General features: G+C 41.9%; 5 protein-coding genes, 1 tRNA gene and 1 pseudogene. 3 read left to right on the top strand and 4 right to left on the bottom strand.

The genetic code is table 11. The annotated features are described in order from the left end of the window. Positions 1–323 precede the first annotated feature (323 nt). The gene (locus tag PX481_RS06305; protein ID WP_002763391.1) at positions 324–1,319 is read left to right on the top strand and encodes a DNA cytosine methyltransferase; all 996 of its coding nucleotides are present in this window, start codon (positions 324–326) and stop codon (positions 1,317–1,319) included. A gap of 326 nt (positions 1,320–1,645) precedes the next feature. On the opposite strand, the gene PX481_RS06300 is transcribed toward PX481_RS06305, so the two are convergent. From PX481_RS06300 to PX481_RS06290, 3 genes are all read right to left on the bottom strand, one after another. Then, complete coding sequence (locus PX481_RS06300; protein WP_002763390.1) at positions 1,646–2,296, bottom strand: hypothetical protein; 651 nt, start codon at positions 2,294–2,296, stop codon at positions 1,646–1,648. Between the two features lie 460 nt (positions 2,297–2,756). Continuing rightward, positions 2,757–3,611: a prohibitin family protein gene (locus PX481_RS06295; protein WP_002763389.1), complete on the bottom strand. Its 855-nt coding sequence runs from the start codon at positions 3,609–3,611 to the stop codon at positions 2,757–2,759. A 3-nt stretch (positions 3,612–3,614) separates the two neighbouring features. Beyond that, on the bottom strand, positions 3,615–4,088 hold the full coding sequence (locus PX481_RS06290; protein WP_002763387.1) for an EVE domain-containing protein: 474 nt from the start codon (positions 4,086–4,088) through the stop codon (positions 3,615–3,617). Positions 4,089–4,408: 320 nt separating this feature from the next. Between PX481_RS06290 and PX481_RS06285 the strand changes: the two genes are divergently transcribed. Continuing rightward, positions 4,409–5,758 carry a sensor histidine kinase gene (locus PX481_RS06285; RefSeq protein ID WP_288094015.1) on the top strand — a complete coding sequence of 450 codons (1,350 nt, stop codon included), beginning with the start codon at positions 4,409–4,411 and terminating at the stop codon, positions 5,756–5,758. 20 nt (positions 5,759–5,778) lie between these two features. Here the strand turns inward: PX481_RS06285 and PX481_RS06280 are convergent. Then, positions 5,779–5,851: transfer RNA gene (locus PX481_RS06280), tRNA-Glu, on the bottom strand. Between the two features lie 127 nt (positions 5,852–5,978). On the opposite strand from PX481_RS06280, the pseudogene PX481_RS06275 reads away from it, so the two are divergent. Beyond that, a pseudogene (locus PX481_RS06275) lies at positions 5,979–6,893 on the top strand (hypothetical protein); the annotation flags it as partial.

The following is a 6,893-nucleotide window of genomic DNA, read 5'->3' as shown; positions in this document are numbered from 1 at the left end:
CTAAATCCTTATCTGGCAAGAGACTTAATTGATTAGTTCGCTCTAGATAAAAACAATTGACAAAAATCGCTAAATGCCTTTCTCTATAAGGGTTCCATCCCTTATAACCCCCGTCCATTGCATAACACAAACCGAAGAGCCGAAAACTGAGGTTCAAGAAGCGTAACCCACCATCCTTTTTTTATGTATGTCCCCAGGGATGACGACTGTTTTCAGTTTGTTACTCTCAAGCGCCAATGAAATATTTACCGTCCGCTCTTTGGTGAAAGTTGAATAAGTTAAAATCAAAGAGAATATCCCTATCGCTACAATCTCAACTATCGATGAATTTACTTAAAGATAAGCAGAAAATTCGTTTTGTTGACCTTTTTTGTGGTTTGGGAGGGTTTCGAGTCGCTATTGAACAAGTTTGTCGCCAACAAAACTTAGAATCTGATTGTGTCTTTTCCTGTGATATAGATAAAGACGCTCGGGCAATTTATCACGCTAATTTTGGCGACAAACCCCAGGGAGATATTACCGAAATCGCCGCCCTAGATATTCCCAATCACGATATTTTAATGGCAGGATTTCCCTGTCAACCTTTTAGTATTTGTGGTGATTTAAAGGGATTTGAAGATACCAGAGGCACGCTATTTTTTGAGATTGCCCGCATTTTAAAAGCCAAACAACCCGCAGCATTTATTCTGGAAAATGTCAAGCAATTGCAGGGACATCAACAGGGAAAAACCTTAGAAGTTATTCTCGATACTTTGCAAGATTTAGATTACTATACCGATTACCGAGTTTTGAATGCGCTTAATTTTGGTTTACCGCAAAAACGGGAACGGATTTTTATCGTTGGTTTCCGAGAAGCGCGGGGTTTTATCTGGCCAAAACCAGCTTTATCTAGAACAACTTTAACGGAAATATTAGAAGAAAATGTCTCGGATTTTTATTATGCTTCCGCAAGAATTCAAAAAAGTCGCTTCCTGAAAAGAGAGGGAAAAAAACCTTATAGTGAACCGACTATCTGGCACGAAAATAAAGGAGGAAATGTCAGTGCTTATCCCTATTCCTGTGCCTTGCGAGCGGGAGCATCCTATAATTATTTGTTAGTGGATGGGAAAAGACGCTTAACAGCAAGGGAAATGCTACGTTTACAAGGTTTTTCCGATGATTATCAAATTGTCGGCAGTTATCAAACTATGCGAAAATTAACCGGTAATAGTGTAGCGATTTCCTGCGTAGCTGCTGTGGTTAATTCTGTAATCGAGTCTTTGTTAGATATTGAGCAAGCATCAACTAATTCATTCTCGTTCAATCGAACAACTCAATGAAGTTTATTTTCGACTCAGGAGTTTTAGATAGTGGTAATTATTCAAGACGCTTTTAATTGCCTATATAGACAGCCTCGTAGGTTGGGTTGAGCGAAACAATACTGGGTCGAAAATGGCTTAATTCGCCTGAAAAAGCGAAACCCAACCACCCCAAAGGTTACTCTTGGTTGGGTTTCCTTGCGTCAACCCAACCTACAATAATTGCTACTCTACTGATATGTAGCATATACTCAACAGATTTAGTATTAGATAAGTTTATTGCTAAAGAAGGAATCCGCAGAAGTATAGAGAAGGCATAGGAGATTATAGCTTGTTTGAGTCCTAATTTATGTCTCTAAAATTAGCTGACCCATTGCCTTGAGAATTTGGAGCAGATTAATTGCTGATTGAGGATACATTAAATTAAGTTCTGGCATTATCTGATAAGTGGGGTTAGTTTCTTGTCTGAGATAGACGAACATATATTGTAAGCCATTAGTCGCTAATCCCCAAACTGAGGGTTGTCTTTCTAAGCTATTGTAGGCATAAGTCAGTAATTGAGGTAATCCCTGACGTACTTCGATTCCACTCTCTTTAGCTTCAATTACTAAAATCCAAAAAGTGATATTATTGACAGTTGATATCGAATTATTCACCGTGACAATATCAAAGCGTCCGCTAATAGTTTTATCTTCATCGACAAGGATAATATTATCAATCCCTTCTTCAACCCTAATCTTAATCGGATAACGATAAAAACCAGCTAACCGCCATAGGGGAAATAGGGTTAAAACTTTCACTTGTCCTTCTGATGCTTTATCTTCCATCAAATAGGGTCGAAAATCGTTGCGGATTTGAACAAGTTCTAATTTTTCTGCGTCGCTGACGGTTTCCAAAGCTAAAAGCTCTGTAAATGAAACATCCTCAAGCTTTTCTTGGAAATTGAGATGACGTTGAACATCAGCAAGGGTTAGTTTACTCGTTTTGAGGGTAAGCATTGATTTAGCAAGCAGTACAGCGCTGTTTCCATGATAGCGTCAAATAGGTTTCTCGGCTGTTCTTGCTAACAAAATAAGCCAAGACAGAAACACCAATTTAAGAATAAAGTTGCTGCGTGGGGTGCGGATTGTTGATTTGGGTTTTTTAACAGAATTGGTAGCCTTCTAACGCACTTTACACTCGTCGGCGATCTACGATCAAGTTATTTTTGAACGAAAAGCACCCCAAGGTCATATTTCTTGTAGTTAGAGGTTTGATTGGGTTGGGGATGGTGGCATGGGATTGGAATGGGGAGAAGTGGGGTGGACTTAGGCTGAAACTCCTTCTCCCTGCTCCCTTCTCCCCTATAGTCTTAACGAGTAATTTAGATAGTCAACAGCTTACCAAATTTAGGTTACACTTCCTCTTGATGGGAAAGACTTTATCTTGAGAAAATAATTGGGCTAAATAGACCCGAATTTAGGGGGTATTTTCTGGAAAAGAATCACTATAATTAAATAAAAATGGTACGCTATTTTTTCCCGATCCATCCATGACTAAAACCCGGGGCATTTGCGCCCCACCTTCGCGCCAAGCTTCGATCGCTTCTTTCTGTAAAACTAATCCTCCCCCCTGTTCTTTTAAAGTTTCTGCTAATAGTCTTTGTGCCTCAGCTTTCCCTTTAGCGCGATTGATTTCTGCCTGGGCCTGTTGTTCTGCTTCTTGGGTGATATAAACGGCTCTTTGGGCGCGTTGTTCCGCGATTTGTTTATCTTCGACAGCCCGAGCAAATTCCGGAGAAAAATTCAAATCTACCACACTGGTATCTAAGACTAGAATACCATACTTTTCTAACCGAGTCGATAGGGCATTATCAAAGTCTTCTTTTAACTCACTGCGTCGAGTAATTGCCTCCTCTACTGTTCTTTTAGCGGCGGCAATTTTAAAGGATTCTTGGGTTTGAGGGGCGATAATTTTAGCGACAATATTTTGTAGGGTACCTTGGGTTCTTCTAATTGCCACTACTTGAGTCGGATCAAGACGAAAATTAATCGCAAAACTAGCGGATAAATTTTGTAAATCTTTAGTGGAACTTTGGGCGGGAACTTCAAATTTTTGCACCGTAACATCGTAGATATCGACACTAGAAACAAAGGGAGGTTTAAAGTGAAATCCCTCCAATAAAACCCCGTCCTTAGCCTTTCCTAACACACTTAAAACTCCCGCTTGTCCGGGGGTGATAATCACATAGGCATTAAAGGCCGCTAAAATGACAATAGTGGCCAATAATCCCCCGATCAGGGAAAGTAAATTAATAGCATCTTTCTGGTTCACAGTTTATACTCCTTGATGAGCGACTAAAGCGAGAATTTTTACCGCAATTGCTTGATTAACGGGCATCACTGACAGACGATTTCCTGTCCTTACTAATAATAATTCATCGGCGGTAAAATTTTGTTTTAAAATTCCCAGGGGCAGCAGTTGGGGAAAAAGGCGCTCAAACTCAACTTTAACCGTCCACCAGCGCGGGGCATCTGGGGAGGATTTAGAATCATAGTAGGGACTATCGGTATCGAATTGTGTGGGATCGATCATATCAGTTTGCACTACTCGCATCAAGCCGACAATCCCCGGCGGGGTGGTATTAGAATGATAAAAAAAGGCCAAATCTCCCCGTTTCATCTGACGGAGAAAATTGCGCGCCTGATAATTTCGCACTCCCTCCCAAATAGTTTGACCATCTTTTTTTAAATCCCCGATACTATAGACATCGGGTTCCGATTTCATTAACCAGTAATTTAAATTCATCATTTATAGTTGTGATTAATTCACATAAGCTCAAAAATATTTTTAGCCGTTCCTGTCAGCCCTGTCACCATAGGGTTAAATATAATTCACTTTGACTGCTTTTGTAGTTCTACTCAAACAATTATTGAGAAGAATGTATCTAAAAATACCTTTGTTAGCGGCAATTTTTAAGGACTATGATCCTTCAAGTCTAGCTATTCTTGGCAACTGTCAGTTTTTCCCTATAGCTAAAAATAATTTATTCTCGATTATTAAATCGCTCAAATAAGCTGTAAAATAGGATACATTGCTCTAAAAATCTCTAGCCAATCCATAGATTATCGGTGTTCCAAGCCACTCGCCGCCGTTTAGCCTTATGGTACACTGCCGTCACTGCCATACTACTGCTTTTTCTCGCTACGGGAATGTATTTTTATGTGCGCCATACCCTAGTGGATCGCATTGATGATACCCTCAAACACATCATTGAGGTGGTAAATCGTTCCCTCGTGATCGAATCGATTCCCCCGGATCAAGGACGTTATCGCGTCGATCCCCTGGCAAGTTTTCCCAGTCAGGGTAAATCCGTCGAGGACGATCATATAGATTTGGAATGGTTTGATCCCCAAGGTAATCTACTTTGGTCAACTCTGGCCGAATCCTTAGATATTCCCCTCCATCCCCACCGTCAAGGGGAAACTATTCGCTTATCCGATAATCGTCTGCTGCGACAAGTAACCGAAAGGGTGGAAATCGGTCATTATGTTTTGGGATATCTGCGGGTAAGTCATCCTTGGTTTGAGGTGACAAAACCGATTAGACAGCTATTATGGGATTTAATCGCCGGAATTTGCCTGATGATTGCCAGTGTCGCCTGGATTGGTTGGTTTTTGTCCGGTTTAGCCATTCAACCCGTAAAAGAGTCCTATCAGAGTTTAAAACAATTTACCGCCGATGCTTCCCATGAATTACGCAATCCGATCGCCACTATCCAAACTAACGTGCAAATGGCGATCTCCTATCCCCAAACTGGCCATCAACGCTTGCAAGTGATCGAGCGTTTAACGGAAAGATTGGGCAATTTAGTCAATGATCTGCTTTTTTTAGCCCGTTCTGATAGTGGCATCGTCCAACCGATCGAGCAAGCTGTACCTTTGGATGCTTTATTGATGGAAGTGGTGGAAGAACAGCGTTTAATCGCCGATAAGCAGGGAATTTCCCTCTCTTTGTCGATTGTGGAACCGGACCAAGAGGATTTTTCCTACAGCGATGAAATGTTTACTATGCAGGGAGATTGGGATCAATTAGCACGTTTATTCACAAATTTAATCTCTAATGCCCTAAAACACGCTTTTTTGCCCGAATCTGAGCCTAAAAATGTGGCAGTGGAATTGGAAAAAAGTAAACGCGATCGACAATCGGTGTTACTGGTGCGCGTCAAAGATAACGGAATCGGTATTCCCGAGGCTGCTTTGTCCCATATTTTCGATCGCTTTTATCGTCTCGATCCCGCACGACAAAATTCTGCCACTTCCGGGGGAACAGGATTAGGATTAGCGATCGCTTTAGCGATTACCCTCAGTCATCATGGACAAATTAGCGTCGAAAGTCAGATCGATCGGGGAACAATCTTCACCGTCAGCTTACCGAAAAGCCATCAACGGGAGAAAAAAACCGAAAAGTCAGAAGCTTGACACTTCTGACCTTCTTTTCATACCCCCAAGGGAATTCGAATCCCTGTCGCCTCCGTGAAAGGGAGGTGTCCTAGGCCACTAGACGATGGGGGCGTGGATTTCAGACCTTTTTAAATATAACAATAATCTTTCCGGGAGTCAAGGGTTTTGGCCAAAATTTTTTTAATCCCGCCCTTGCACAATAGGATAGTCTAATTGAAGATGTTATCGCCCAAAATCCATGGCTGCCGATCCCTATAAAAGCCGACTGTTCAACCTGATCAACCGTCGTTTGATCCGTCTGAAAGATAACCTCGGCCGCGTCTCCCGTCGCGGTCAAAATGCGATCGCTATTGCCCTGCAAATAGCCCTCTATCCCGTCTATTTGCTGGTACAATCCCTGCGGATGACGGCTAATCAATTGGGGAACAGTCTCCAGAAACAATTATCACCCCCCGGCAAAGAGGGGACGGATGCGATCAAAGAATTTCTACAGAGCTTATCTGACCAAGAAACGGCATTTATTGGCATAGCAGCCGATCTAGAGGATCACGCTTTAGTTGTCGTCACTAACGATCACCAGACTGTTAAAATCACCGATAATCAAACCCAAAGACAAATAGAAAAACAAATTAGAACGGCACTGGCTAACTACGCCCTCGAAAAACGGAGAATTAAGCGATTAAATCCTCAATATCCGCCTTTATTACCGAATTTTACCGACAAAAATCCTGTCTTGCCCCCGATCCGTTGGTTTTGGAACCTGCTACGCTGGGAACAACAGGGGCAAATAGCGATCGCCATAAATCTCTTCCAGGAATCCCATCTCGTCAAAACCCCGACACCACCCTCCTTACCACTGCCTAATTTAAATTCTCAAGCGATTTTAGAAGTTATTGACGAAAAATTAGCAATTTTCGAGGCTAAATTTCTCGCTATCTCTCCCGCAATCCCCAGCAGTGTTAGCCACACCTCTAACCTACCTTCCGATCTCGTTAACCAGTCCCCGACTCTCGAGAAAAATTCCTCCTATCTCTGGCGACTTTATTGGTTAATTTATGCGGCGATCGAGCATTTCTGGGCAAAAGAGAAGAATAATTTAGAATATAGTGCTGATTCACCCGCTTTATCGGCAAAATATCCCCTAAGTCTTCCT

It is taken from the genome of Microcystis sp. M53603_WE2 (assembly GCF_030065435.1).
The sequence above is the reverse complement of the archived record's forward strand: the minus strand, read 5'-3'. Positions and strand labels throughout refer to the sequence as shown.

Coding starts and splice junctions, on each gene's coding strand:
- PX481_RS06305 (WP_002763391.1), top strand. CDS start 324: ATGAATTTACTTAAAGATAAGCAGAAAATTCGTTTTGTTGACCTTTTT.
- PX481_RS06300 (WP_002763390.1), bottom strand. CDS start 2,296: ATGCTTACCCTCAAAACGAGTAAACTAACCCTTGCTGATGTTCAACGT.
- PX481_RS06290 (WP_002763387.1), bottom strand. CDS start 4,088: ATGATGAATTTAAATTACTGGTTAATGAAATCGGAACCCGATGTCTAT.